This is a genomic window from Pantoea sp. UBA4549 (assembly GCF_002387285.1).
Classification (GTDB): Bacteria; Pseudomonadota; Gammaproteobacteria; order Enterobacterales; family Enterobacteriaceae; genus Pantoea; species Pantoea borealis.
The window spans coordinates 1-25,358 of record NZ_DGLH01000001.1; the positions used below are offsets into that span (position 1 = coordinate 1).

Here is a 25,358-nt window from a genome sequence, read left to right on the forward strand (position 1 = left end):
CCTGGCCGATGCCTGCACCGGATTCAATGACGTCATTCATGACGCCCGTGTTAATTCCCGCACCGGATCCGATGATGCCATTCATGGCGAATAGTACCGTGCGCGCCATAAACCCGGGGCGCATGAATGCGCCCCTGCATCCTTACCTTAATCCATCTCCCGCTCATCTTCCGGCTGATCCAGCACCGTATAGGCCACTGCGCAGAACAGCGAGTTCAGTCGCTTCATGTCGCCCAGCAGCCCCAGATGCAGCGAACTGGTTTCAATGCTCTGTACGTTATTCAGATGCAGCCGCTCCACATGTGAGTGAGAGAAGCGGCGGATCAGAATACGGAAGCGATGTTTGGCTCGTCGCAGCCGTTTCGCGCTGGTGACATCATGCGACAGAAACACGGAGAGGCTTAGTCGCAGATTATTCAGTACCTGCTCCTGGAGCGTATTCAGCTCTTCCAGCCCCTCTGCCGAAAAGGCGCGTCGCGCCTGCAGCGATTTATCCGCAACGTCACCGCTCATGCGCTCAATGATGTCACCCGCCTGCTCAAGATTCAGCGCCATCTCAATGATTTCAGCCCAGCGCCGCGAATCATCTTCCGCCAGATCTTCGCGCGGCATGCGCGCCAGATAGAGTTTTATGGCGGTATAAAGCACGTCAACATCATCATCCAGCTGCCGCACCCGGTGCGCTTCACGCAGTTCGCCCCGCACCACGCGGCTGAACGACTCCAGCATCTGCTCCAGCACGTCGCCCATACGCAGGGTCTCCCGTGCCGCATTGACCAGCGCCAGCGCAGGCGTATCCAGCGCGCTTTTATCCAGATGTCTGGGCTTGAGGTGCGCCTGATTCTCTGCGTCGTTGGCAATCATGCGCTGGCAGAGACGCGCCATCGGTGCTGCAAACGGCACCATGATCAGGCAGCGCGTCAGGTTGTAGAAAACGTGGAAAAAGATCACCAGCTCTTCATCATTCACCGGCAGCCGATCCAGCAAATCAGCGATGAAATCCACAAACGGCAGCACTGCAATGCTGCCGATAAGCTTGAACAGCAGGCTGCCGAGCGCCACCCGCTTACCTGCCGCATTAGAGCCGCTGGCGTTGATCATCGCCAGCAGGCCGCTGCCGAGGTTGGCACCAATGACCAGACAGAGCGCAACTTTGAAAGAGATCACGCCAGCAGCCGTCAGGGTCGCGGTGATCAGCACCGCCGCCAGGCTGGAGTAGCTGACGATGGCAAAAACGGCACCAATCAGCGCATCCAGCAGCGTATCGCCGGTTAGCGTAGAGAACAGCACCTGCACGCCCGCGGCCTGCGTGATCGGACGCGCAGCGGTGACAATCAGCTGCAGCGCCAGCAGGATCAGGCCAAGACCAATGGCGGCGCGGCCCATCTGTCCGACGCGCGTCTGTTTGCGGCTGAGGAAAAAGACCACGCCAAAAAAGATAAACAGCGGCGAGAGCCAGGAGAGATCAAAGGTCAGCACGCGCGCCATAATGGCTGTTCCGACGTCAGCCCCCAGCACCACCACCAGAGCAGGCGTAAGGCTGACCAGATTTTGCGCCACAAACGAGGTTACCAGCAGCGTAGTGGCGTTGCTGCTCTGCACCAGAGCGGTAACGCCAATGCCGGCCAGAAAAGCCATTGGCTTTTTTTCCACGCTGCGGCTCAGTACCCGCCGCAGATCGGCGCCGTAAACGCGCATGATGCCGGTGCGCACAATGTGCGTGCCCCAGACCAGCAGTGCGACAGCAGAAAGCAGATTAAGCAGAGTTAGCACGGTCGCAGGCTCCTGTACGCCAGGCAAAAAGCAGCCAGCTGCCTGCCTGGCGAGCACGGCAGCGGGGGAAGAACGGTATCGCACCGCATGAATTTTTCGTTAGATATAAATAACCTGAAGCGGTGTCGACCTGTTAACTGTAGCTGAATCCCACTCACCGCAATGAGATATCCACGGCGTTTACGGCGCGCCCGGCAGAGAACGGCGCTCTTAACGTCATATTGTGATTCAGATCACATTGCAGCATGATGGTGCCCTTCTCGTTTGCGCACTAAGGACGCAGCAATGACAGATAAATCAGCCGCCGGTCAGCTCATCGCGACGGTGCTGCAGTGGGTACTTAATATCGGCCTGTTGATCCTGGCCGTGATCCTGGTTGTTTTTCTCGGCAAGGAGACGATTCATCTGGCTAACGTGCTGTTCAGCACCGGTGAGCAGGCGTCATCCTATCTGCTGATTGAAGGCATTGTGATCTACTTTCTCTACTTTGAATTTATCGCGCTGATTGTGAAATATTTCCAGTCGGGCTATCACTTTCCGCTGCGCTACTTTGTTTATATCGGCATCACCGCCATTATCCGGCTGATTATTGTTGACCATAAAAATCCGTTCGACACGCTCTGCTATTCGGCCGCAATTCTGATTCTGGTGGTCACACTATGGCTGGCAAACAGCAACCGGCTGAAGCGCGAATAAACGGTCATTATTCTCCCTGGCGTTCGCGGCCGTGCCAGCGGCCGCGCTCTGCGGTAAACTGAGGCAACTTTTTTGCCGGAGATCGCCTGATGTCGCACGATGCGCTGCGCCAGTTATATGCCCTGCAGTGGCTATCCGCCTCCATCCCGCTGCCAGCACCCTTGCTCGACTGGCTGCTGGAAGAAGATTCCATGACGCGCCGTTTTGAGCAGCACTGCGGGCAGGTTACCGTTGAACCTCTCCGTGAAGGCTTTGTCAGCGCAGCGGAAGTGGCAGCGGAAGCTGCTTTTCTGCCGGATGATACGCGCTTCTGGCTGCGCGAAATCGTGCTGTGCGGCGACGGTGAGCCGTGGCTGCTGGGGCGCACCGTGGTGCCGGAAAGTACGCTGCAGGGACCGGAGCAGATGCTGCAGCAGCTTGGCACACGTCCACTGGGGCGCTATCTTTTTGCCTCTTCCGCGCTGAGCCGTGACTTTATTCATCCCGGCCAGGCCGGCGATCTCTGGGGACGGCGTTCGCGTCTGCGCCTGTCGGACAAGCCCCTTCTGTTAACTGAACTTTTTTTACCGGCATCGCCGCTTTACCGCGCGCTGCAGCAAGGATGAAACCGTGCAAAAATCATTAACTGCAAGCAAATGGCAGGCTTACAGCCGCCTGATGCGCATCGACAAACCTATCGGCACGCTGCTGCTGATGTGGCCTACGCTCTGGGCGCTGTGGCTGGCTGGCATGGCGGTGCCGCCGCTTCCGGTGCTGATCGTATTTGTGCTCGGCGTGATTGTGATGCGCGCTGCGGGCTGCGTCATCAACGATTACGCCGATCGAAACGTGGATGGCCACGTCAAACGCACCGCTGGCCGGCCGCTGGCGAGCGGGGCGGTTTCAGAGAAAGAGGCAAAGCTGCTGTTTGCTGCTCTGGGCCTGCTGGCATTTATGCTGGTGCTGACCATGAATCGCATGACCATCCTGCTCTCTTTTGGCGGGCTGGCGCTGGCGTGGGTCTATCCCTTTATGAAGCGCTATACCCATCTGCCGCAGGTGGTGCTCGGCGCAGCTTTTGGCTGGGCGATTCCGATGGGGTGGGCCGCCGTAAGTGAGTCCTTACCTTTAGTCTGCTGGCTGGTGTTCTTCGCCAACATCTGCTGGACGGTGGCCTACGATACGCAGTACGCCATGGTGGATCGCGATGACGATCTGAAAATAGGCGTCAAATCCACGGCGATTCTGTTTGGTCGTTTTGACAAGCTGATTATTGGCCTGCTGCAGCTGGCTGCGCTGGGGCTGATGGCGCTGGTGGGAAGCATACTGAATCTGAACGGGGCCTTCTACTGGTCACTGCTGGCTGCCGGCGCGCTGTTTGTCTATCAGCAGAGCCTGATCGCCCGGCGCGAACGTGACGCCTGCTTTCAGGCGTTTCTGAACAATAACTACGTGGGGCTGGTGCTGTTTGCGGGTGTGCTGCTGAATACGCAGCCGTTTCTGGCGCTGTTCTGAACCGGCAGGGACGCATAAGAGCGTCCCTGCCTGCCTGCCTTACTCGTGTGCGACCGCACTTTCAATTGTCAGACGCACATCGCTGGTGACCAGCTCCGCCAGCATCTGCCACATCACGTGCGTGCGCTCCGCATCGGCATCACCGGAGTCGCTGATATAACGCTCATCGCGCAGCGTCAGCACCAGCGTGGTAAACACCGCTTTATCAAAGAACTCCGGAGCATTGATACCGTGCAGCACTGACAGACGCTGCGCCAGCGTACGACTCTCTTTCTCCAGCGTGCCACGGTTAATCGTGGGTTTGGCGCTGAGAATGGCAAAGGTGATCGCAAAGCGCTGCAGCGTTTCACGAATACCGGCCGCCAGCAGCTGCAGCGTGCGGTAGCGCGCGGCGCTCAGCTTAATCTGCCCGTCCAGCTGCGTCACCAGACCCTGCCGCGCCATCTCCGCACACAGCGCATTAAGCAGCGCCGGCAGTTCAGCACTTTCCCAGCGCAGGAACAGCTCACTTTTCAGCATCGGATAGACCAGACTCACCTGACGCAGAAGCTCGGCTTCACTGATTTCGCGGTGCTGCTGCACAATCGCCGCAATCAGCGACGGCATCACCAGCATATGCTGAATGTTATTGCGGTAGTAGGTCATCAGCACGGCCTGCTCGCGCGGCAGAATAATAATATCGCCGATGCTGTCCTGCTCGGTTTCGAACTTGTTCATGCCCATCGCGTGATCCAGCAGCGCTTCGGCGCTCAGATCGGGCACCGTGGCTTCCGGTGAATAGGGCACGTTGCGCAGCAGCTGCGTGTAACACTCCAGCTGCTCCGTCAGCTGCTCACGCGTCAGTGAGCGCTGACGCGACGCCAGCAGCGCGGTCACACACAGGTTCATGGCGTTGGCCGCACCCGCTTCGTTAATACGTACCATCAGGCTGGCAGCGATATCGTTCACCGCTGGCGTCATCCACGCGGGGCGCTGCGGATCGATAGGGTCAATCGCCTCGCGCCACTCAGGAATATGCTTGTTCAGATAGTTAACCAGCGGCAGCGGTTCACCAAAGTTAACGTAGCCCTGACCAAGATTGCGCAACTTACGCAGGCCGCGCACCATCTGCACAAAGCCCTCTTTCTCTTTCGCCGCGCCGCGCAGCTCTTTGGCGTAAGTCCCCACTTCCATTACATGCTCATAGCCGATGTAAATCGGGACAAAGGTGATCGGGCGGCTGCCGCCGCGCAGCAGCGCCTGCAGCGTCATGGAGAGCGTGCCGGTTTTGGGATCGAGCAGGCGACCGGTGCGCGAGCGCCCGCCCTCAACAAAGTACTCAACCGAGTAGCCACGGCTGAACAGCTCGCCCAGATATTCGCGGAATACGGTGGAGTAGAGTTTATTGCCCTTGAAAGTACGGCGAATAAAGAAGGCCCCCAGCCGGCGGAAAATCGGTCCGGCTGGCCAGAAGTTGAGATTGATACCGGCAGCGATGTGCGGCGGCACCAGTCCCTGATGATAAAGCACGTAGGAGAGCAGCAGGTAATCCATATGGCTGCGGTGGCAGGGCACATAGACTATTTCATGGCCATCCTGCGCCAGCTGACGCACGCGCTCGCCGCCGTTTACGTTAATGCCCTGATAGAGCCGGCTCCAGAGCCAGCCCATGATGCGGTCGGTGACGCGGATCGCCTCGTACGAGAAGTCCGCCGCGATCTCTTCCATCATCTCAACGGCGTTTTGCTGCGCTTTTTCATGCGAAATCTTTTTGCTGCGCGCTTCATCCTCAACGGCTTTTTCAATCGCTTTCGACTGCAGCAGTTTGTTGAACAGATCCTGACGGGCAGGCAGGCTGGGTCCTACCGCAGCCAGACGCTGACGGGCAAAATGAATACGCGCCACGCGTGCCAGTTTCTGCGCAATCGACTTATCCGTGCCGTGTTCGGTCGCCATCTGGCGCAGCGAGACGGTAGAAGAGAAGCGGACAAAGCTGTCGCGGCCGTGCCAGAGAATGGCAAAAAACTTCTGCACGCCATTCAGTACGCGCAGATGCGGCGTGGGCTCACCCTGAATTTCACGGCCCGGTGCCCGGCCAAACATCACCGCCACCGGCAGCATCTGGACATCCAGCTGCGGATTATTACGGTGCAGATCCAGATAGTCGTGAAACAGTTTCACTGACTCCGGATTCGCCACGTAATAAGGGAAGACGCGCGGGCCGTCATGGATAAACACATGGCGCGGCAGCAGCGTACCGTCAATCTCCAGCGGCGCCAGCGGATCGGGCAGATCAAGCCGCAGACACTGATTGCGCAATGTAAGCAGGTCCGCCTTTGAATCATAAGGCAAAACATACATCACGGGACGGGTGGGATCGATACCGTGCTCCGAAACCGGATCGGTCGGTATGACCTTACTTTTTACCAAAATAGAGAGTGGTAAATTCAATAATTTGTAATAGAGTTTACGCCAACCTGACATAGACAACTTGAAGCCTCTTGTTAGCAAAGCGCGGCAAGCATACCAGAAAGTGCAGCGAAGATCTGTGGCTGTGCCATCGTACGCTGCGCACTCATTGACGCCAAAATTACTCAAGGGTTCCCTATCCATGGCAAATAACGTTACCGGCCTGCTGCGCATTATCAAAGCCGCAGGCTACTCCTGGCAGGGTATACGCGCAGCGTGGCAACATGAGGCGGCTTTTCGTCAGGAGGCGATCGCGGCGGCGATCGCGGTGGTCATCGCCTGCTGGCTGGATGTGGACGCGGTGACGCGCGTGCTGCTGATTGGCTCGGTGATGCTGGTGGTGGTGGTAGAGATCCTGAACAGCGCGATTGAAGCGGTGGTCGACAGAATTGGTCAGGAGCGTCACCCGCTGGCGGGGCGCGCCAAAGATATGGGCTCTGCCGCCGTGCTGCTGACCATTCTGCTTGCGCTGTTTGTCTGGATTTCGCTGCTCTGGCCGCACGCGCATTAAGGCCTGAAGTACCGATATATCGCTGATTTTTGCCGCAGCTGCGGTTTTCATTTCGCCAATACCTGTATATACTCACAGCGACTGTATAAACAACCAGGGGGCGGGATGAAAGCGTTAACCAGCAGGCAGCAGCAGGTCTATGACCTGATTCGCGACCATATTAATTCAACCGGCATGCCACCAACGCGTGCTGAAATTGCTTCACAGCTGGGCTTCCGCTCACCCAATGCGGCTGAAGAGCACCTGAAAGCGCTGGCGCGTAAAGGGGTCATTGAGATTGTCTCTGGCGCCTCACGCGGCATTCGCTTGCTGATGGAAGAAGAGACAAGCGGCGGATTGCCGTTAATCGGACGTGTGGCTGCCGGCGAGCCGCTGCTGGCTCAGGAGCACATCGAGACCCATTATCAGGTCGATGCTAACCTGTTTAAGCCGAGCGCTGATTTTCTGCTGCGCGTCAGCGGAATGTCGATGAAAGATATCGGGATTATGGATGGCGATCTGCTTGCCGTACATAAAACCCAGGATGTGCGTAACGGCCAGGTCGTGGTAGCGCGCATCGATGATGAAGTCACCGTAAAACGCTGGAAAAAGCAGGGTGCTATCGTGCATCTGCTGCCAGAAAACAGCGATTTTCAGCCTATCGAAGTGGATACGCGCCAGCAGTCACTGACCGTTGAAGGTCTGGCTGTGGGTATTGTCCGCACCGGTGAATGGCTGTAATACCTGGTTAGTCCCCCTGCTGCGGTCTGTGCCTGCACAGACCGCAGTCTGCTATATTACCCCTCTGCTTCCAACCGTGACGCCGTGCAGCTGCATGAAGCGCGTTGCCCGCATTAACAGGACTGGCTGATGCCGCTGTTTACCTCTTCTGACCGCACGCTCTGGCGGCTGGCGCTGCCAATGATCCTCTCTAACATCAGCGTACCGCTGCTGGGCATTGTGGATACGGCTATCATTGGTCACCTCGACAGCCCGGTTTATCTCGGCGGCGTGGCCGTGGGCGCAACCGCCACCAGCTTTGTCTTTATGCTGCTGCTGTTTCTGCGCATGAGCACCACCGGTCTGACGGCACAGGCATTTGGCGCCCGGGATACACCTGCGCTGGCGCGTGCGCTGATCCAGCCGATGCTGATTGCGCTGACAGCAGGCGTGCTGTTCATTGCATTACGTACCCCGGTCAGCGAGCTGGCGGCCGCGCTGATGGGCGGCAGCGAGGCGGTGCAGCAGCAGGCGCAAACCTTTATCGCTATCCGCTGGCTCAGTGCGCCTGCCACACTGGCAAATCTGGTGATCCTGGGCTGGCTGCTTGGCGTACAGTATGCGCGTGCACCAATGGTGCTGCTCATCACCGGTAACGTTGTGAATATCCTGCTTGATTTGCTGTTTGTTCTGCAGTGGCACTGGGGCGTGGCGGGTGCCGCTGCGGCCACCGCCGTCGCGGATTATGTGACGCTGGCGGCAGGGCTGTGGATGGTGGCACGTGTGCTGGCGCTGCGCGGCATATCATTTTCACTGCTCAAAGCCAGCTGGCGCGGCGACACCGCGCGCCTGTTCCGTCTTAACCGCGACATCATGCTGCGTTCGCTGCTGCTGCAGCTCTGCTTTGCCTCGCTGACGCTGCTGGGCGCGCGGCTCGGCCCTGAGGTGGTCGCGGTCAATGCGGTATTACTGATGTTTCTGACCTTTACCGCCTATGCGCTGGATGGCTTTGCCTACGCGGTGGAAGCCTGCTCCGGTGAGGCCACCGGCGCAGGCGATCGCAGCCGGCTGCGGCTGATCTGGTATGCCGCCTGCCGGCAGGCGGGCATCGTGGCGCTGCTGTTTGCGGTGATTTACGCCGTCTGCGGCCCGGCAATTATCGCGCTGCTGACCTCTATTGAATCGCTGCGCGAAGCGGCCGACCGCTACCTTATCTGGCAGGTGATCCTGCCGCTGGCTGGCGTCTGGTGCTATCTGCTGGACGGTATGTTTATCGGGGCCACACGCGGCCGCGATATGCGCAACAGCATGCTGCTGGCGGCGCTGGGCTATGCACTGACGCTGCTGACGCTGCCGTGGCTCGGGAACCATGGCTTATGGCTGGCTATTACCGTATTCCTCGCGTTAAGAGGCATTACCCTGGGACTGATATGGCGCTATCACTGGCGGCGCGACAGCTGGTTCAGCGTGTAATGTCATCGGGTTAACCGGCAGCGCATAAAACTGGCGAATTGTGCTGCGACGGTTAACCTTAATAGGACAGATCGCAGGTCAGGCGGCGGTTCAGCCCCCGCTGTGGGGGCGTTCCGTCTGGCTCAGCAAACTGTGGAGACGCGTAATGAACAGAGATGAAGCAAGCGGCAGCTGGAAACAGTTCAAAGGAAAATGCAAAGAGCAGTGGGGCAAGCTGACTGATGATGACCTGAGCGTGATTGAAGGCAGGCGCGACCAGCTGATTGGCAAAATTCAGGAGCGCTATGGCTATGCGAGAGCAGAAGCGGAGCGCGAAGTGAACGAATGGGAAAGCCGGCACAACGATCGTCGCGACTAGCGCTACCCCGGTTCAGAACATACCCCCCGCTCGCAGGCCTTCAGGCGTGCACTCAGCCCTTTTTACCGCGTTTTTTACTCATGGCTTCATGATCGTGCGCGCAGCTGGCGTGCTGGGTACAGGCAGCAATTTCAGCGCAGTTTTCGCACAGGCCGTGCGCTTCAATCACCGTATGGCGCAGGCTGAAGTTCGCCTGGTCAGCCAGTCCCGCAATGATTTTTTCCACGCCGTGTGCCTGTTGTTCACTCACGGCGGCACAGCTGTCGCAGACCAGCATAACAGAACTGTGGGCCGGCTCATTAACGTGATGACAGACCACATAGCTGTTGTTGGACTCCACGCGGTGGATAAATCCCTGTTCCAGCAAAAAGTCGAGGGCACGGTAAATCGTGGGCGGCTTCGCCTGAGGTTCACTCATACGCAGCTGATCCAGCAGATCGTAGGCGCTGACAGAACCTTTCTGCTCAGCCATCAGGCGCAGTACTTCGGCACGCTGCGGCGTAAGACGCACGCCGCGATCGAGACAGAGCGCCTCAACCTGGGTCAGCAGCTGCGCTGGGGTAAGAGTTGACATAATGTTCTCCGGCTTACAGGTGATGTTATTTTATCACACTCCATCCGCCCATGCTGTTTTTGCCTGCTCTGGCCTAAGCGTGCTGTCGATCACACATATCCGGCAATTTTAAGAGTGTTTTACGCGCTATTTTTGCTTTGCAAGTGACCAGATTCCCGATATGGTTCAGGCAGGCTAAAGTTATCACTGGCCTTATAAGAGCAATAATTCGCCTGAGTGGCTAAAAAAAGCGCAGAGTGGCGCATTCGTGTCCAATTCTGCGAACAGCAGTGCTTATCCCTTTCAGTTCACAGCAATGAAGCGTTAGCCGCCATTCAGAATAGCGGTTAACACCATTATTTCGCCTACGCGACACTCAATAATTTTTTAAGGTGATAGCAGCCTCATGACGACAACACGCTTTACGCTGGCCCGGGTGGCTTATTTTGCTGGTTTAAACGCGCTGCTGGCTTCCTCTTCAGCGCTGGCCGCGGGAACCTGGTATGATGCGCGCAATGATGCGATGGGCGGAACCGGTGTCGCTTCGTCGCACTGGAGTTCTGCCGTGCTGGCTAACCCGGCGCTGATGACGCGCGCCCAGCCGGAAGAGAATGCCGGCATCATTTTTCCCTCTGCCGGATTACAGGTGACGGATAAAGACAAGCTGGTCGATCGTATTGATGACATCACCGATACGGTTGATCGCTATCGCGACGTAATTGATAACATCAACGAGAGTCTCATCTCGGATCCGTTTGCTGCCATCAATGCCGTGCCGCAGCTGCGTGCCGCAGCCGGCGATATGGCCGACCAGCTGCGCAGGCTTAAAGGTAATAAAGCGGATGCGACCGCAGGCGTTGCAGTGGCCGTTACGGTTCCGAATGAGACGCTGCCGTTTGCCTTTATCACCAAAGCGTATGGTACCGCCCATATTCGTGCCAACGTGGTTCAGAGCGATATCGATTATCTGGACAGTCTGGCAAACGGCGCGTTTCCGCAGCCGGGCGATCAGGATAACCTGCGCTCCAGCGCGAACGGACTGGCAGCGCTGGTCACCGATTATGGTATTGCCATGGCGCATGAGTTTACGGTTGCCGGTCACCCGGTCTCGCTGGGTGTTACGCCTAAGCTGCAGAAGACCTGGCTCTATAACTACAGCGCCAGCGTCTATAACTACGATAAAAACGATCTTAAAAACGGGCGCTATCGCAGTTCAGACACCGGCTTTAACGTTGATGCCGGTCTCGCCACCCCATTTGCTGAAAACTGGACGTTTGGTCTGACCGGCCAGAACCTGATCTCACGCGATCTGGATACCAAAGTTGTTAATGGCTATCGCGATACCTATCAAATCCGTCCGCTGGTAACGACCGGCCTCGCGTGGGAGCGCGGACCGGTTACCCTGACCGGCGATGTGGATCTCACGGAAACCAAACGCTTTAAGTCGCAGGAGAGCAGCCAGTATGCGGGCGCAGGCGCGGAATATCGCATGCTCGACTGGCTGGCCCTGCGCGCAGGCTACCGGGCCGATCTGAAATCAAACGACGTTAACGTGGTTACTGCCGGTCTTGGTCTGTCGCCGTTTAACAATGCGGTGCATCTGGATCTGGCGGGCTCCGCCGGTAAAGATCGTACCTGGGGTGCGATGGTACAGCTCGGCTTTAACTTCTGACGGGTCTGTCACGGGCGGCTGTGTCGTCCGTGACGGCTGTGGTATCATTGCGCAGTTTCTCATCATTTAACTCCGGATCTACTGCGCTTCATGACTGATAACTTCTCTTCGCAACGCTTTTCCATCGCGCCGATGCTCGACTGGACCGATCGTCACTGCCGCTATTTTCATCGCAAGCTTACCGGCGATACGCTGCTCTATACCGAGATGGTGACGACCGGCGCGATTATTCATGGCAAAGGGGATTACCTTGCCTACAGCGAAGAGGAGCACCCGGTTGCTCTGCAGCTGGGCGGCAGCGATCCGGCGGCGCTGGCGCAGTGCGCCAGACTGGCTGAAGCGCGCGGTTACGATCAGATCAACCTGAACGTGGGCTGTCCTTCCGACCGCGTACAGAACGGTCGCTTTGGTGCCTGCCTGATGGCGGATGCGAACCTGGTGGCCGACTGTATTAAAGCGATGCGCGATGTGGTCTCTATTCCGGTCACGGTAAAAACCCGCATCGGTATCGACGAGCAGGAGAGCTATGCGTTTCTGTGCGACTTTACCGGCACCGTGGCAGAGCGGGGCGGCTGCGACACCTTTATCATTCACGCACGCAAAGCCTGGCTCTCAGGGCTGAGCCCGAAAGAGAACCGGGAGATCCCGCCGCTGGACTACCCGCGCGTTTATCAGTTAAAGCGCGATTTTCCGGCGCTGACCATCGCCATCAACGGCGGTGTGAAAACGCTGGAGGAGGCAAAGTCGCACCTGATGCATGTAGATGGCGTAATGATGGGCCGCGAAGCGTATCAAAATCCCTCTATACTGGCACAGGTCGATCGCACGCTGTTTGACCGCACAGCGCCGGCAGTGGATCTGGTGGCGGTGGTGCGTTCAATGTATCCCTATATTGAAGCGGAACTTGCGCAGGGCACCTATCTGGGACACGTTACCCGGCATATGCTGGGCCTGTTCCAGGGGATCCCCGGCGCGCGCCAGTGGCGACGTTATCTGAGCGAAAATGCGCATAAACCGGGCGCGGATGTGCGCGTGCTGGAAGCCGCGCTGGCGCTGGTGGCCGATCGCATCCCGCAGGAAGCGTAATCCGCGTTCTCTGAAAACCGCAGCAGAGATGGTGCGGTTTTATTTTGCCTGAAATCTGGTTTTTTTCACCACGTTTACTGAAGCACTCTGAATAAACCCAATTTAATCAATTGGTTATAAAATGGCTATTCTGGCATGAAAATTGTATCTGTCAGAAGAGTTCTGACAGAGGAGGCTAAACGTGGAAATGGTATTTGTGCTCGGGTTTTTTTTAATGCTGCTGCTGACCGGCGTTTCTCTGCTGGGGGTGATTGCGGCTTTAGCCGTTGCCACCGCGCTGATGTTTTTAACCGGCCTGTTTGCGTTTGTCATAAAACTGTTACCCTGGCTGCTGCTGGCCGTGGTCGCTGTCTGGCTTTGGCGCCACTTTACGACGCCAGGTGGCAACGCCCGACTGAACCGGCTTAAAAGAAAAATCAGCCGAATGGAGCGACGCGGCTGGTAATAAATGCGGCTCAGATCACAGCGCTGAATGCTGCTGGCATCAGATAAGCATTAAACATATTTTTTACTTATATTTTCTGCCACTATACGAATACAGATTCAGTACCGCTGTCCCTACACCAGCGCGAACGAAAAAAAAGAATCAGGGGCTTCCTTCAGGAAGCCCTCTTTTTTTGGCTGAATCAGGGTAATAGCAGGCTGGAGCCCTGCGTCGCACGACTCTCCAGACTCTGATGCGCGCGCACGGCATCACGCAGCGGGAATTTCTGCTGTTCCGGTACGTTCACCTGAATGGCGCGACTGGCTATCAGCGAAAAGAGTTCACTGCTTGCCTGCTCCAGCTCCTCACGGTTTGTGATATAGCCAAACAGCGACGGGCGGGTAACAAACAGAGAGCCTTTTTTGTTGAGAATACCCAAATCCACGCCGGTTACCGGGCCGGAAGCGTTGCCAAAGCTCACCAGCAGCCCGTGGCGCTGCAACGAATCCAGCGACGCTTCCCAGGTATCTTTACCGACAGAGTCATACACTACGGCCACCTTTCTTCCCTGCGTCAGTTCGCTGACACGCTGCGCAATATCCTCTTCGCGATAGTTAATGGTGGCCCATGCGCCGGCCGCTTTAGCCGTCTGCGCTTTCTCTGCGGAACCCACCGTGCCGATAAGATGTGCGCCCAGCGCTTTGGCCCACTGACAGGCAATCAGGCCCACGCCGCCTGCGGCAGCATGAAACAGAAACGTTTCATCTGCTTTCACTTTCCAGGTCTGACGCAGCAGATACTGGACCGTCAGCCCTTTGAGAAATGAGGCGGCCGCCGTTTCAAAAGAGATACTTTCCGGCAGCAGCGCCAGCCGCTCCTCCGCAACGTTGTGTATTTCGCTGTAAGCGCCCAGGACGGCCTGACAGTAAACCACCCGATCGCCAGGCTGAAAACGCGTAACCGCCGCGCCCACTTTGCTCACCACGCCAGCCGCTTCGGTGCCGAGTCCGGAAGGAAAATCTGAAACCGGATAGAGCCCGCTGCGCACATAGGTGTCGATATAGTTAATGCCTATCGCCCGGTTTTCCACCTGCACCTCATGCTCAGCCGGATCGGCAGGATCAAAATCAACCCACTGCAAAACCTCCGGGCCACCGTGCTGACTGAACTGAATACGCTTTGCCATGCTGACTCCTGTGAATGTTCATCCGGGGGCGGTATACTTGCGCGTCCCTTTCACGATCGGTAATGCATTCACTATGGCAGGAAATAAACCCACCAACAAATCGAACGAACCCCGCGATCGGCAGCTGGAAGGCGTAAAAATGCCGCCGCACTCCATAGAAGCGGAGCAGTCGGTGCTGGGTGGGTTGATGCTGGACAACGAGCGCTGGGACAACGTCTCTGAGCGCGTTGTTGCAGACGATTTTTTTAACCGCTCGCACCGCATGATTTTCGCTGAGATGCAGCGGCTGCTGGAGCTGGGCCAGCCTATTGACCTGATTACCCTGTCAGAGTCGCTGGAAACGCGCGGCGAGCTGGAGATGGCGGGCGGCTTTGCCTATCTGGCCGAATTAGCAAAAAATACGCCAAGCGCGGCGAACATTGGCGCTTATGCAGATATCGTGCGTGAACGTGCAGTGGTGCGTGAGATGATCGCGGTGGCCAATCAGATTGCCGATGCCGGTTACGATCCGCAGGGCCGGAGCAGTGAAGACCTGCTCGACTTTGCCGAATCCAACGTCTTTAAAATTGCCGAGCAGCGCGCGAATAAAGATGATGGCCCGCAGAACATTGAGCAGATCCTTGAAGCCACTGTTTCCCGGATAGAAGCGCTGGTCTCCACGCCGCATGACGGCGTAACCGGCGTAGATACAGGCTATCAGGATCTGAACAAAAAAACGGCCGGTCTGCAGGGGTCCGATCTGATTATCGTGGCCGCGCGTCCTTCCATGGGTAAAACCACGTTCGCCATGAACCTGTGCGAAAATGCGGCGATGCTGAATGAGAAGCCGGTGCTGATCTTCAGTCTGGAGATGCCCAGCGAGCAGCTGATGATGCGTATGCTGGCGTCACTGTCGCGCGTGGATCAGACGCGTATTCGTACCGGTCAGCTGGAAGATGAGGACTGGGCGCGCATCTCCGCCACAATGGGTATTCTGCTGGAGAAGAAAAACATCTTTATTGATGACTCTTCCGGCCTGACGCCAACCGAAGTTCGCTCGCGTGCCCGCCGCGTGTTCCGCGAGAATGGCGGTCTGAGCATGATCATGATCGATTACCTGCAGCTGATGCGCGTGCCGTCGCACTCCGAGAACCGTACGCTGGAGATCGCAGAAATCTCGCGCTCCCTGAAAGCTCTGGCTAAAGAGCTGAATGTGCCGGTCGTGGCGCTGTCGCAGCTAAACCGTTCACTGGAGCAGCGCGCAGATAAACGTCCGGTTAACTCCGATCTGCGTGAGTCCGGCTCGATCGAGCAGGATGCTGACCTGATCATGTTTATTTACCGCGATGAGGTGTATCACGAGAACAGCGATCTGAAAGGCATTGCTGAGATCATCATCGGTAAACAGCGTAACGGGCCAATCGGCACCGTGCGTCTTACTTTCAACGGCCAGTGGTCGCGTTTTGACAACTACGCCGGCCCGCAATACGACGACGAATAAGCCTTTACCTGCCTGTGCATGCACGTTTTGTGCATGCATCTCACGTCATCAGAAAATAGTGTTGGACAAGCTTGCCTGCTATCAGGTTATCTGTGCCAAAGCGAACGGGATAACGCTGTGGGATCAGAATGACGCAGGTAGACGATTACGATCTTAAGATATTGACGCTATTACAATCTAATGGCCGCCTCACCAATCAGGAGCTGAGCGATCTGGTGGGTCTGTCCGCATCACAGTGCTCACGCCGCCGTATTAATCTTGAACAGGCGAATTTAATTCTCGGCTATCACGCCCGGCTGTCGCCCGATGCGGTAGGCCTCGGCATGGTGGGGCTGATTGAAGTGCGGCTGAAAAACCATACGCCCGATTATGAAGATAATTTTTTGCAGATGGTTGAAGCAGAACCTGCCATTGTTGACGCGTTTAAAACCACCGGAGACGCTGACTATCTGCTGAAAGTGGCGGTAGCCGATCTCGCCTCGCTGAGTGCGCTGATCAGCCAGCTGGTGGCGGGTCATCAGAGCGTGTCGCACGTGAAAACGGCGGTGGTGCTCAACCGGCTGAAAGAGAATGGCCTGATGATGAAGCCTGCGCACAAAGCGCGCCATAAAGGTGCATAATGCGCCATAAAAGTGCATCAGATTGCTTTCTATGCTTACTTCTCGCGAAAAATACCGAATTTGTGCATGAATCAACGGTTTTATTTTGACTGATGCATAAAAACACGCAATAAAGCGCCTTAGATATCAATGGGATAATCGCTGGCACCCTCCGGCTGAGCAGCAGCAATGCCGGAGTGGTGCGTTTTTTGCAAATGTATCGCTTTTATTTGCACAGAGATCTCCCGATGGACAATATCGCTCAGCCAGTGGCAGCTCCTCATTCCCGTATTGAAGATGCGCTGGCTATCGTGCTGGGAACGCTGATGGTCTCATTTGGCGTTATGCTGCTGAAACAGGCGGGCGCGCTGACCGGCGGAACAGCCGGTATCGCCTTCTTAATCAGCTACCTTTCGTCATCCTCTTTCGGTGCCGCCTTTTTTGTCATCAATCTGCCGTTTTACTGGCTGGCTATACGCCGTATGGGGTGGGAATTTACCTGCAAAACCTTTGGCGCCGTCGCGCTGGTCTCCCTGTTTACCCAGCTGCATCCGCTGTTTGTCCACTTTTCGGCATTAAATCCTTTTTATGCGACACTGTTCGGTAACGTGGTCATGGGGATCGGGTTTATAGTGTTGTTTCGCCACAAAGCCAGCCTGGGCGGGATCAATATTCTGGCGCTCTGGTTACAGGATCGCACCGGGTTGCGTGCCGGGAAGCTACAGATGATGGTCGATACCTGCGTGGTCGGCGCCTCGCTGTTTGTTGTACCGCCACCAATGCTGCTGGCCTCTGTTGCGGGCGCGGCGATCCTTAACCTTATCATTGCAATGAACCATCGTCCCGGCCGCTATCAGGTATAAAAGCGCCGTCTTACGCTTACTAACGCATTTTTATGGAGATCTGCACCGTGTTTCAAAACGTTGATGCCTACGCCGGCGATCCGATTCTGTCGCTGATGGAAACCTATAAACAAGATCCGCGCGCGCATAAGGTGAATCTCAGTATCGGCCTGTTCTACAACGAAGCGGGCATTGTTCCGCAGCTGCAGGCCGTTGCGGCAGCAGAAGAGCGTCTGCAGGCGCAGCCGCATCAGGCATCACTTTATTTGCCGATGGAAGGTTTAGGTCCTTATCGCAACGCGATTGCGCCGCTGCTGTTTGGTCACGACCACCCGGTGCTGAAGGCGGGACGCATCGCCTCTATTCAAACGCTGGGGGGATCCGGTGCGCTGAAAGTAGGGGCTGATTTCCTCAAGCGCTATTTTCCGCACTCTGAGGTCTGGGTCAGCGACCCGACCTGGGAAAATCACGTAGCGATTTTTAACGGCGCGGGTTTCGCGGTAAATAGTTATCCCTGGTATGACGCTGAGACCAACGGCGTTAAGTTTGACGCGTTTATCAGCTGCCTGAAATCGCTGCCGAAGCACACCATTGTGCTGCTGCATCCCTGCTGTCACAACCCGACCGGTGCCGATCTCACTGATGCCCAGTGGGATGAGACCACCGCCGTGCTGAAAGCGCAGGAGCTGATCCCGTTCCTCGATATCGCCTATCAGGGCTTTGGCGCAGGAATGGAAGAGGATGCTTACGCCATTCGCGCTATCGCCGCAGCGGGTCTGCCGGCGCTGGTGAGCAACTCATTTTCTAAAATCTTCTCGCTCTATGGCGAGCGCGTGGGCGGGCTTTCTGTGGTCTGCGACAGCGCGGAAGAAGCGGGGCGGGTGCTGGGCCAGCTGAAAGCAACCGTACGCCGCAACTACTCCAGCCCGCCAAATTTTGGTGCCCAGGTGGTCTCCTGCGTACTGAATGATGCCGCACTACTGAACATGTGGCTGGCTGAGGTTGACGCGATGCGCATGCGTATCACGGAGATGCGCCAGGCACTGGTCAGCGAACTGCAGGCGATTCTGCCGGGCAAAAATGTCGACTACCTGCTGAAGCAGCGCGGTATGTTCAGCTATACCGGCCTCAGCGCACAGCAGGTTGATCGGCTGCGTGATGAGTTCGGGATCTATCTCATCGCCAGCGGGCGTATGTGCGTTGCTGGCCTGAATCACAGTAACGTTAAACGCGTTGCAGAGGCGTTTGCTGCCGTTATGTAACCGCCGGACGCAACACCACGAACCATCCGTTTAATGCGGATGGTTTTTTTTGCGCGCGCCAGGCCACGCTCATGCTTTTTACAGTGGCAGGGTTTACCTTTCGCCAACATGCTGCACACTTAAGAGACCTGTTTTTTTAGGACGTTGATATGTGGCAGCAACAAACCCTTACCCTGAGCGCAAAAGCGCGCGGGTTTCACCTCATTACCGATGAGGTCTTAAGCCAGCTTAACGGCCTTGCCGGCATGCGCATTGGCCAGCTGCATCTGCTGTTACAGCATACTTCTGCGTCGCTGACGCTGAATGAAAACTGCGATCCCACCGTGCGCAGTGATATGGAACAGCACTTTTTACGGCAGGTGCCTGAAAACGCAGACTGGCAGCACGATTATGAAGGGGCCGATGATATGCCTGCCCATATTAAGTCATCGCTGCTGGGCGTTTCACTGCTGCTGCCGGTGAGTCACGGGCAGCTGATGCTGGGAACCTGGCAGGGGATCTGGCTGGGTGAACATCGCATACAGGGCGGTGCCAGACGCATCGTCGCGACTTTACAAGGGGAGTAACCGATGACGATTTCTGAGCTATTGACCTACTGCATGAGTAAACCCGCCGCAGAGCAGGACATTAAAGAGGCGTGGGATGCGACACAGATCAAGAGTCACGGCGTGCTGTTTGCCATGCTCTATGAAAAAGCGGGACGGCCGGCGGTGACGCTGAAAACCTCTCCCGCGCTGGCCGAGCTGTTGCGTGAAGAGCACAGCGACGTCTTTCCCAGCGAATATCTGAATAAATCCTGCTGGAGCACGCTGTGGCTGGATGGCTCGCTGAAGGATTCGCAGATTTACTATCTGGTTGACGCCTCCTATCAGCAGGCCGACGCCACGCACGCGGCGGGCGCCGGCCAGCACAACGTCTGAGCCGTTACGCCGCAGACGTGTCGCGCAGGGTGTTGATGTCGATGACAAAGCGATATTTCACATCGCTTTTCAGCATGCGCTCATACGCCTCATTGATCTGATCCATGGCAATCAGTTCAATGTCTGAGGTGATGCCGTGCTCGCCACAGAAATCGAGCATCTCCTGCGTTTCAGCGATGCCGCCGATCAGCGAGCCAGAGACACTGCGGCGCCTGAAAATCAGGTTAACCACCTGAGGTGCCGGATGATCGTGCTCGGGCACACCTACCAGCGTCATATTACCATCGCGCTTCAGCAGGGTAATAAACGGGTTAAGATCGTGCTGCGCGGCTACCGTGTTCAGAATAAAATCGAAGCTGTTCGCATGGGCCGCCATCTGATCGGCATCTTTAGAAATCACCACTTCATCAGCGCCAAGACGTTTGCCATCTTCGACTTTTGATGGCGATGTCGTAAACAGCACAACCTGCGCGCCCATCGCATGGGCAATTTTCACGCCCATATGGCCCAGACCGCCCAGGCCAACGATGCCAACTTTTTTACCCGGGCCGACATTCCAGTGGCGCAGCGGCGAGTAGGTGGTGATCCCCGCACACAGCAGCGGCGCAACGCCTGCCAGGTCGAGATTTTCCGGCACGCGCAGCACAAAATCTTCGTTGACCACCATGCTGGTGGAGTAGCCACCGTAGGTGACCGCGCCGGTTTCGCGATCCTGGCCGTTGTAGGTGCCTGTCATGCCCTCTTCGCAATACTGCTCCAGTCCTTCCTGACAGCTCGGACAGCTGCGGCAGGAGTCAACCATACAGCCAACGCCGACGAGGTCGCCGGGCTGATATTTATGGCTGTGCGCGCCCACGGCGGTTACGCGGCCGACAATTTCATGGCCCGGTACGACCGGAAAAATCGTGTTGTTCCATTCGTTGCGCGCCTGGTGCAGATCGGAGTGGCAGACGCCGCAATAGAGCACTTCAATTTCCACATCATGGTCACGCAGTTCGCGCGGTTTGTAGTCGAACGGGGCGAGTTTTGATTTGGCGTCCTGTGCGGCCCAGGCATGGGTAATATTCATGGTGTCTCCAGTCGGATGTGTCGTGAGTAGGGTATGCAAACGCCTTACGGGGTTCGAAAGGCCGGAACGCTGAGGCAGCGTTAAAAGCAGACCGCTATAAGCGTAGTCAGCCAGCCTGGATGCGGCTATGCCTGAAGATGCCTGATTCTTGCCTGTTTCTGCATTTTGCTGCGCAATCAGGCAGCGCTGAACAGCTGAAAAATAAAAAGCCGCCCCGGAGGGCGGCCTGATAACGACAAAGCTTATGAACCGAAAAGCCTTACTTCTTCAGCATCGGTTTCAGGAAGCGTGCGGTATGTGACTTTTCACACTCTGCCACGGTTTCCGGCGTACCGGCGACCAGGATCTCACCGCCGCCGCTGCCGCCTTCGGGTCCCAGATCCACGATCCAGTCTGCGGTTTTAATCACATCCAGATTGTGCTCAATCACCACGATGGTATTGCCCTGATTACGCAGCTGATGCAGCACTTCCAGCAGCTGTGCAATGTCGGCAAAGTGCAGGCCGGTGGTCGGCTCATCCAGAATATAGAGCGTCTGCCCGGTACCGCGCTTCGACAGCTCACGCGCCAGCTTGACGCGCTGCGCCTCACCACCGGAGAGCGTGGTAGCGGACTGGCCAAGACGGATATAGGAGAGGCCGACATCCATCAGCGTCTGCAGCTTGCGTGCCAGCGCCGGGACCGCTTCAAAGAAGTCGCGCGCTTCTTCAATCGTCATCTCCAGCACTTCGTGAATGCTTTTGCCTTTGTACTTGATCTCCAGCGTTTCACGGTTGTAGCGCTTGCCTTTACACTGATCGCACGGCACATAGATGTCGGGCAGGAAGTGCATTTCCACCTTGATCACGCCATCACCCTGACACGCTTCACAGCGTCCGCCGCGCACGTTGAAGCTGAAGCGGCCCGGATTATAGCCGCGCGAGCGCGACTCCGGCACACCGGCAAAGAGTTCACGCACCGGCGTAAAAATGCCGGTATAGGTGGCCGGGTTAGATCGTGGCGTACGTCCGATCGGGCTCTGATCGATGTCGATCACTTTATCGAAGTGCTCGAGCCCCGCAATCTCACGATACGGTGCCGCTTCACCGCTGGTTGCACCGTTAAGCTGCTGCTGCGCAATCGGGAACAGCGTATCGTTAATAAGCGTTGATTTCCCGGAGCCGGAGACGCCGGTAATACAGGTAAACAGGCCAACCGGCAGCGTCAGGGTCACATCCTTGAGGTTATTGCCGCGCGCGCCGGTGAGTTTCAGCACTTTAGCCGGATCGCCTTTCACCCGCTCGGCCGGCACCGCGATTTCGCGCTTGCCGCTCAGGAACTGCCCGGTCAGCGAATCTTCATTCGCCATAATGGCGTGTACATCACCTTCCGCCACTATCTGGCCGCCGTGTACGCCTGCGCCCGGACCGATATCAATGATATGGTCTGCCGCTCTGATTGCGTCTTCATCATGCTCAACCACAATCACGGTATTGCCGAGATCGCGCAGGTGGATCAGGGTCGAGAGCAGACGTTCGTTGTCGCGCTGGTGTAGCCCGATAGAGGGCTCATCGAGAACATACATCACGCCAACCAGGCCGGCGCCAATCTGGCTGGCCAGACGAATACGCTGCGCTTCGCCGCCGGAGAGGGTTTCTGCCGAACGCGACATGGAGAGATAGTTCAGGCCGACGTTGACCAGGAAGCTCAGCCGATCGCCGATCTCTTTCAGGACTTTCTCAGCAATTTTTGCGCGCTGTCCGCTCAGTTTAAGGTTGGTGAAGAACTCCATCGCATGACCAATACTCATTTCAGAGATGGTGGGCAGGTTGGTATCTTCAACAAATACGTGGCGCGCTTCACGGCGCAGGCGCGTACCGTGACAGCTGGTGCAGGCGCGATTGCTGATAAACTTCGCCAGCTCTTCGCGCACCGCATTGGACTCCGTCTCTTTATAACGGCGCTCCATATTGTGCAGCACCCCTTCAAACGGGTGACGCCGCACGGAAGTATCGCCGCGATCGTTGATATATTTGAATTCAATATTCTCTTTGCCCGAGCCATACAGGATCACCTGACGCGCTTTATCGCTCAGGCTGCTGAACGGCGCCTCTACGTCAAAGTCGAGGTGCTCAGCGAGCGAGCGCAGCATCTGAAAATAGTAGAAGTTGCGGCGATCCCAGCCGCGAATCGCGCCACCCGCCAGCGATAGCTCAGGATTCTGCACCACGCGATCGAAGTCGAAGTACTGCTGCACGCCGAGGCCATCACAGGTTGGACAGGCGCCGGCCGGGTTGTTAAATGAAAACAGGCGTGGCTCCAGCTCTCGCATGCTGTAACCGCAGATCGGGCAGGCGAAATTAGCGGAGAAAAGCATCTCTTCGCTGTCTGGCTCGTCCATGTCTGCCACAATTGCGGTGCCGCCGCTGAGTTCAAGCGTGGTTTCAAACGACTCCGCCAGACGCGTGGCAAGATCGTCGCGCACGCGGAAGCGATCGATGACCACTTCAATAGTGTGCTTTTTCTGCAGCTCAAGCTTCGGCGGATCGGAGAGATCGCACACTTCGCCATCGATGCGCGCGCGGATGTAACCCTGCGCCGCCAGATTTTCCAGCGTTTTAGTGTGCTCACCTTTGCGATCTTTCACTACCGGCGCCAGCAGCATCAGGCGGCGACCCTCTTCCTGCGCCAGCACCTGATCCACCATCTGGCTTACGGTCTGCGCCGCAAGGGCGACGTCGTGATCGGGACAACGCGGTTCTCCCACGCGGGCAAACAGCAGGCGCAGGTAGTCGTGGATTTCAGTAATGGTACCCACTGTCGAACGCGGGTTATGCGAAGTCGATTTCTGCTCAATGGAAATGGCGGGCGACAGGCCTTCGATGTGATCGACATCCGGCTTCTCCATCAGCGAGAGAAACTGGCGCGCGTAAGCAGAGAGGGACTCTACATAGCGCCGCTGACCTTCAGCATACAGCGTATCAAACGCCAGCGATGACTTCCCGGAACCTGAGAGACCGGTGACAACGATCAGCTTATCGCGTGGAATGATCAGGTTAATATTTTTCAGATTGTGGGTGCGAGCACCGCGGACTTCGATCTTATCCATTCACCTTTCCCGGATTGAACTACACCCGCTATGCCAGCAAAGCATAACGGATAGAAACGCATCATTATGGCACAAAAAATAACCTGAATAAATATCCAGTAGTTTTATCCTTTGGTACACTAGGGACGCAAAACTGGAAGCACGCTCCAAAGTATCCATCATAGATCAGGACGTGTTAAACTTTGTCGTTTAGACTTATAGCATCAACTCATCGGGAGAGAGCAACATGGCCAGTCGTGGCGTAAACAAAGTGATTCTTGTCGGGAATCTGGGTCAGGATCCGGAAGTGCGTTTCATGCCAAACGGTGGCGCTGTAGCCAACTTCACGCTGGCCACGTCTGAAAGCTGGCGTGACAAGCAGACCGGTGAAAACAAAGAGAACACCGAATGGCACCGCGTTGTGCTGTTTGGCAAACTGGCTGAAGTGGCCGGTGAATATCTGCGTAAAGGCTCACAGGTCTATATTGAAGGTCAGCTGCGTACACGTAAGTGGCAGGATCAGAGCGGCCAGGAAAAATATACCACTGAGGTTGTTGTCAACGTAGGCGGCACCATGCAGATGCTGGGTGGACGCCAGCAGGGCGGTGCCAATGCAGGTGGCGCACCGATGGGCGGCCAGAGCAGCGGCGGAAATAACAACGGCTGGGGTCAGCCACAGCAGCCGCAGCAGCAGCAGTCTCAGGGCGGCAATCAGTTCAGCGGTGGCGCGCAGCAGCGTCCACAGCAGCAGAGCGCACCGGCGAACAACGAACCGCCAATGGATTTCGACGACGATATCCCGTTCTGATCCCCTGTTGCGTTAAAAAAGCCTCGCCTGCGAGGCTTTTTTTTTGATGGCCTGCTGCGATTCTGGCGCGCGGTGAGGTTACCCGGCCTGAAAGTCTTTGTAGCTTAACAACGCTGACCGTTTATCCCGCCACCTGCGGGTCAGCCTGGTTTGTTATCTCTGCGGGATCACCTGTCAGCGGTTGTCTCTTTTATACACCTAACGCTGTGCCAGATGTGTCCCGTTTATCAGTATGCTGTGACCGGCTTTCGCTGACGCCGCTCGCCTGCCTGTTCGCGTATTCCGCTTTATCCTCATGCCACTGCCGGTGACGTAATGGCCCGCATTAATGTGCAGCGTTATACCGGCGTTTTTAAGAATTTAGCCCACCCGCTTTTGCCTGACTTATCCGCCTTTCCGCCTGCGTATTCGCCGCTATATGCTCCTGAGCGGGCAGACAGGCTGTGTTTTAATCACCTTTTGACATAACGCTCTGCTGCTATGGCGTGCTCACCCTGGTGACAGATGCATCATGGCGTCTGTTTTTTATACGGAACGGGGGAGTAATTGCATATCAATGAGACGAAACGAGCATAAAAAATGACTAAAACTGCTCTTCTGCCCCTGGTTTTAATCAGAGAATGGTCCTGTTTATCCGGAAGTAAAACCATCCAGCTCTCAAGCAGGGGCACTTTGGTTAAGAATGATCCCGGTCACATTCCACAGAAAAATATTAAAACTGACGACAAATAACCGAATGTTATTTACCAGTGATAGCGCTTTTTACACCGTATAGTTTAAAGCTCATTACGTTTTTTCGCGGGAAAATTCCTGGAGATATTAAATCATAAATTGATTATTACCGGCGCTGCACTGATTTTTAAGCGCAGCCGTCAGGGCCAGGATAAATGAGAGTGCAAAAGTGGTACGGCAGGGAAGGATCTTTAGCCAGGCTAATT

At 56.4% G+C, this 25,358-nt stretch carries 23 protein-coding genes; 17 read left to right on the forward strand and 6 right to left on the reverse strand.

The features are described from left to right. Nucleotides 1-147: 147 nt before the first annotated feature. Nucleotides 148-1,773, reverse strand: a complete 1,626-nt coding sequence (locus B3041_RS00005) for a Na/Pi cotransporter family protein (RefSeq protein ID WP_065650367.1) — start codon at nt 1,771-1,773, stop codon at nt 148-150. 285 nt (nt 1,774-2,058) lie between these two features. On the opposite strand from B3041_RS00005, the gene psiE reads away from it, so the two are divergent. From psiE to ubiA, 3 genes are all read left to right on the forward strand, one after another. Further along, nucleotides 2,059-2,469 (forward strand): phosphate-starvation-inducible protein PsiE, encoded by a 411-nt coding sequence (gene psiE / locus B3041_RS00010; RefSeq protein WP_065650366.1) that lies wholly within the window; start codon nt 2,059-2,061, stop codon nt 2,467-2,469. Between the two features lie 89 nt (nt 2,470-2,558). Continuing rightward, on the forward strand, nt 2,559-3,074 hold the full coding sequence (ubiC, locus tag B3041_RS00015; protein ID WP_065650365.1) for a chorismate lyase: 516 nt from the start codon (nt 2,559-2,561) through the stop codon (nt 3,072-3,074). Between the two features lie 4 nt (nt 3,075-3,078). Beyond that, nucleotides 3,079-3,963: a 4-hydroxybenzoate octaprenyltransferase gene (gene ubiA, locus B3041_RS00020; RefSeq protein ID WP_065650364.1), complete on the forward strand. Its 885-nt coding sequence runs from the start codon at nt 3,079-3,081 to the stop codon at nt 3,961-3,963. Between the two features lie 39 nt (nt 3,964-4,002). On the opposite strand, the gene plsB is transcribed toward ubiA, so the two are convergent. Beyond that, entirely contained in the window at nt 4,003-6,426 is a 2,424-nt protein-coding gene (plsB, locus tag B3041_RS00025) for a glycerol-3-phosphate 1-O-acyltransferase PlsB (protein ID WP_065650363.1), read from the reverse strand. A gap of 127 nt (nt 6,427-6,553) precedes the next feature. Between plsB and B3041_RS00030 the strand changes: the two genes are divergently transcribed. The 4 genes from B3041_RS00030 to B3041_RS00045 all read left to right on the forward strand — a co-directional run bounded on the left by B3041_RS00030 (nt 6,554) and on the right by B3041_RS00045 (nt 9,452). Next, nucleotides 6,554-6,922 (forward strand): diacylglycerol kinase, encoded by a 369-nt coding sequence (locus B3041_RS00030; protein WP_065650362.1) that lies wholly within the window; start codon nt 6,554-6,556, stop codon nt 6,920-6,922. 105 nt (nt 6,923-7,027) lie between these two features. Continuing rightward, nucleotides 7,028-7,642, forward strand: coding sequence for a transcriptional repressor LexA (lexA, locus tag B3041_RS00035; RefSeq protein WP_065650361.1), 615 nt, complete (start codon nt 7,028-7,030; stop codon nt 7,640-7,642). Nucleotides 7,643-7,771: 129 nt separating this feature from the next. Continuing rightward, entirely contained in the window at nt 7,772-9,094 is a 1,323-nt protein-coding gene (gene dinF / locus B3041_RS00040) for an MATE family efflux transporter DinF (protein ID WP_065650360.1), read from the forward strand. A 145-nt stretch (nt 9,095-9,239) separates the two neighbouring features. After that, entirely contained in the window at nt 9,240-9,452 is a 213-nt protein-coding gene (locus B3041_RS00045) for a CsbD family protein (RefSeq protein ID WP_065650359.1), read from the forward strand. 52 nt (nt 9,453-9,504) lie between these two features. Here the strand turns inward: B3041_RS00045 and zur are convergent, their stop codons facing one another. Beyond that, nucleotides 9,505-10,026 (reverse strand): zinc uptake transcriptional repressor Zur, encoded by a 522-nt coding sequence (zur, locus tag B3041_RS00050; protein ID WP_065650358.1) that lies wholly within the window; start codon nt 10,024-10,026, stop codon nt 9,505-9,507. Between the two features lie 385 nt (nt 10,027-10,411). Here zur and B3041_RS00055 point away from each other — a divergent pair, with 385 nt between their 5' ends. From B3041_RS00055 to pspG, 3 genes are all read left to right on the forward strand, one after another. Beyond that, nucleotides 10,412-11,677, forward strand: a complete 1,266-nt coding sequence (locus tag B3041_RS00055; RefSeq protein WP_292968276.1) for a conjugal transfer protein TraF — start codon at nt 10,412-10,414, stop codon at nt 11,675-11,677. Between the two features lie 90 nt (nt 11,678-11,767). After that, entirely contained in the window at nt 11,768-12,763 is a 996-nt protein-coding gene (dusA, locus tag B3041_RS00060) for a tRNA dihydrouridine(20/20a) synthase DusA (RefSeq protein WP_292968279.1), read from the forward strand. A gap of 187 nt (nt 12,764-12,950) precedes the next feature. Then, the gene (pspG, locus tag B3041_RS00065; protein ID WP_065650355.1) at nt 12,951-13,208 is read left to right on the forward strand and encodes an envelope stress response protein PspG; all 258 of its coding nucleotides are present in this window, start codon (nt 12,951-12,953) and stop codon (nt 13,206-13,208) included. Between the two features lie 181 nt (nt 13,209-13,389). On the opposite strand, the gene B3041_RS00070 is transcribed toward pspG, so the two are convergent. Next, on the reverse strand, nt 13,390-14,373 hold the full coding sequence (locus tag B3041_RS00070; protein WP_065650354.1) for a quinone oxidoreductase: 984 nt from the start codon (nt 14,371-14,373) through the stop codon (nt 13,390-13,392). A gap of 73 nt (nt 14,374-14,446) precedes the next feature. Here B3041_RS00070 and dnaB point away from each other — a divergent pair, with 73 nt between their 5' ends. The 6 genes from dnaB (at nt 14,447) to B3041_RS00100 (ending at nt 19,476) form a co-directional block, all read left to right on the forward strand. Beyond that, a complete protein-coding gene (dnaB, locus tag B3041_RS00075) occupies nt 14,447-15,853 on the forward strand; it encodes a replicative DNA helicase (RefSeq protein ID WP_039381986.1) in 1,407 nt (468 codons plus the stop codon). A 128-nt stretch (nt 15,854-15,981) separates the two neighbouring features. Then, nucleotides 15,982-16,473 (forward strand): Lrp/AsnC family transcriptional regulator, encoded by a 492-nt coding sequence (locus B3041_RS00080; protein ID WP_292968297.1) that lies wholly within the window; start codon nt 15,982-15,984, stop codon nt 16,471-16,473. A 227-nt stretch (nt 16,474-16,700) separates the two neighbouring features. Continuing rightward, entirely contained in the window at nt 16,701-17,315 is a 615-nt protein-coding gene (locus B3041_RS00085; RefSeq protein ID WP_065650520.1) for a YitT family protein, read from the forward strand. Nucleotides 17,316-17,362: 47 nt separating this feature from the next. Further along, nucleotides 17,363-18,556, forward strand: a complete 1,194-nt coding sequence (locus B3041_RS00090) for an amino acid aminotransferase (RefSeq protein ID WP_292968301.1) — start codon at nt 17,363-17,365, stop codon at nt 18,554-18,556. A 149-nt stretch (nt 18,557-18,705) separates the two neighbouring features. Next, nucleotides 18,706-19,122, forward strand: coding sequence for a secondary thiamine-phosphate synthase enzyme YjbQ (locus tag B3041_RS00095; RefSeq protein WP_065650351.1), 417 nt, complete (start codon nt 18,706-18,708; stop codon nt 19,120-19,122). 3 nt (nt 19,123-19,125) lie between these two features. Next, entirely contained in the window at nt 19,126-19,476 is a 351-nt protein-coding gene (locus tag B3041_RS00100) for an MmcQ/YjbR family DNA-binding protein (RefSeq protein WP_065650350.1), read from the forward strand. A gap of 4 nt (nt 19,477-19,480) precedes the next feature. Here B3041_RS00100 and B3041_RS00105 read toward each other — a convergent pair whose 3' ends face one another. Beyond that, nucleotides 19,481-20,545, reverse strand: a complete 1,065-nt coding sequence (locus B3041_RS00105) for an NAD(P)-dependent alcohol dehydrogenase (protein WP_292968306.1) — start codon at nt 20,543-20,545, stop codon at nt 19,481-19,483. A 259-nt stretch (nt 20,546-20,804) separates the two neighbouring features. Further along, entirely contained in the window at nt 20,805-23,633 is a 2,829-nt protein-coding gene (gene uvrA / locus B3041_RS00110) for an excinuclease ABC subunit UvrA (RefSeq protein WP_292968309.1), read from the reverse strand. Nucleotides 23,634-23,859: 226 nt separating this feature from the next. On the opposite strand from uvrA, the gene ssb1 reads away from it, so the two are divergent. Next, nucleotides 23,860-24,420 carry a single-stranded DNA-binding protein SSB1 gene (gene ssb1 / locus B3041_RS00115; RefSeq protein WP_065650347.1) on the forward strand — a complete coding sequence of 187 codons (561 nt, stop codon included), beginning with the start codon at nt 23,860-23,862 and terminating at the stop codon, nt 24,418-24,420. Nucleotides 24,421-25,358 lie beyond the last annotated feature (938 nt).

Excerpts from the sequence above, each read along its gene's own strand:
- psiE (WP_065650366.1), top strand. The coding sequence starts at position 2,059 with ATGACAGATAAATCAGCCGCCGGTCAGCTCATCGCGACGGTGCTGCAG.
- ubiC (WP_065650365.1), top strand. The coding sequence starts at position 2,559 with ATGTCGCACGATGCGCTGCGCCAGTTATATGCCCTGCAGTGGCTATCC.
- plsB (WP_065650363.1), bottom strand. The coding sequence starts at position 6,426 with ATGTCAGGTTGGCGTAAACTCTATTACAAATTATTGAATTTACCACTC.
- B3041_RS00030 (WP_065650362.1), top strand. The coding sequence starts at position 6,554 with ATGGCAAATAACGTTACCGGCCTGCTGCGCATTATCAAAGCCGCAGGC.
- lexA (WP_065650361.1), top strand. The coding sequence starts at position 7,028 with ATGAAAGCGTTAACCAGCAGGCAGCAGCAGGTCTATGACCTGATTCGC.
- dinF (WP_065650360.1), top strand. The coding sequence starts at position 7,772 with ATGCCGCTGTTTACCTCTTCTGACCGCACGCTCTGGCGGCTGGCGCTG.
- B3041_RS00045 (WP_065650359.1), top strand. The coding sequence starts at position 9,240 with ATGAACAGAGATGAAGCAAGCGGCAGCTGGAAACAGTTCAAAGGAAAA.
- zur (WP_065650358.1), bottom strand. The coding sequence starts at position 10,026 with ATGTCAACTCTTACCCCAGCGCAGCTGCTGACCCAGGTTGAGGCGCTC.
- B3041_RS00055 (WP_292968276.1), top strand. The coding sequence starts at position 10,412 with ATGACGACAACACGCTTTACGCTGGCCCGGGTGGCTTATTTTGCTGGT.
- dusA (WP_292968279.1), top strand. The coding sequence starts at position 11,768 with ATGACTGATAACTTCTCTTCGCAACGCTTTTCCATCGCGCCGATGCTC.
- pspG (WP_065650355.1), top strand. The coding sequence starts at position 12,951 with ATGGTATTTGTGCTCGGGTTTTTTTTAATGCTGCTGCTGACCGGCGTT.
- B3041_RS00070 (WP_065650354.1), bottom strand. The coding sequence starts at position 14,373 with ATGGCAAAGCGTATTCAGTTCAGTCAGCACGGTGGCCCGGAGGTTTTG.
- dnaB (WP_039381986.1), top strand. The coding sequence starts at position 14,447 with ATGGCAGGAAATAAACCCACCAACAAATCGAACGAACCCCGCGATCGG.
- B3041_RS00080 (WP_292968297.1), top strand. The coding sequence starts at position 15,982 with ATGACGCAGGTAGACGATTACGATCTTAAGATATTGACGCTATTACAA.
- B3041_RS00085 (WP_065650520.1), top strand. The coding sequence starts at position 16,701 with ATGGACAATATCGCTCAGCCAGTGGCAGCTCCTCATTCCCGTATTGAA.
- B3041_RS00095 (WP_065650351.1), top strand. The coding sequence starts at position 18,706 with ATGTGGCAGCAACAAACCCTTACCCTGAGCGCAAAAGCGCGCGGGTTT.
- B3041_RS00100 (WP_065650350.1), top strand. The coding sequence starts at position 19,126 with ATGACGATTTCTGAGCTATTGACCTACTGCATGAGTAAACCCGCCGCA.
- B3041_RS00105 (WP_292968306.1), bottom strand. The coding sequence starts at position 20,545 with ATGAATATTACCCATGCCTGGGCCGCACAGGACGCCAAATCAAAACTC.
- uvrA (WP_292968309.1), bottom strand. The coding sequence starts at position 23,633 with ATGGATAAGATCGAAGTCCGCGGTGCTCGCACCCACAATCTGAAAAAT.
- ssb1 (WP_065650347.1), top strand. The coding sequence starts at position 23,860 with ATGGCCAGTCGTGGCGTAAACAAAGTGATTCTTGTCGGGAATCTGGGT.